1 protein-coding gene is annotated in these 638 nt (G+C 60.0%); it reads right to left on the bottom strand.

The window, feature by feature from the left end; genetic code table 11:
• Positions 1-638 (bottom strand): type I-F CRISPR-associated protein Csy1 (gene csy1, locus KDH83_RS31140; RefSeq protein WP_212322966.1); only part of this gene is annotated, 638 nt, incomplete at both ends.

The raw sequence follows: 638 nt of genomic DNA, 5'->3' as shown, positions 1-638 counted from the left end.
CAGCTTCTCAAACACTGAACGCGCATGCACGGGTAGCCGAAGCTTGCTGGGACGCCATACCGGAGGCAATGACGCCAACAGGTAGTTCACTCCGCCACGCTCGCTATTGAGTTGGGAAATGTTCTGCGGCTTGGTACCTCCCAACTTCTGGACGGCCAACCCCTGATAGTCCTGGAATACACCATCGTGCCATTTACCGTCACGCCTGGCCTGGCGAGCCACCTTGTTGGCGTCGCCAAACCGATATTCCTGCAACTGCGCGTGTACGGCATGCGCCAGTGAGGTGGCATGCAACGGAGCCAACAGCTCGTAGCCTTCATCCGCGCAAGCATCACTGTCCGTCAGCCAATACAACTGCTTGGCACGAATGTGCGAGCCGGGCTGACCTGCCCGCGGCTGAGTCAGCGCCACGAAGGCATCTCTTAGTTTTCCAGCCTGTTCAGCATCGGCATCCAGCGCTTGACGAGCGTTTGCATCGTCCGCCACCAACGCCGCCAACAAGCTGATCCCATCCACCTCGATCTTGAGGAACTTGTAGACGTCGAGCGCTGCCGCATTTCCCACCACGTCGCCGGCAAAGGACGGTCCCAATGTATGACTGCCCACCTCCCGCAACGCCGGCAGGCTCGCGGGCTCCA

The organism is Achromobacter sp. Marseille-Q0513 (assembly GCF_018195695.1).
Classification (GTDB): Bacteria; Pseudomonadota; Gammaproteobacteria; order Burkholderiales; family Burkholderiaceae_B; genus Achromobacter.
Note: the sequence above shows the minus strand (reverse complement) of the source record. Positions and strands in the feature narration are given on the sequence as shown.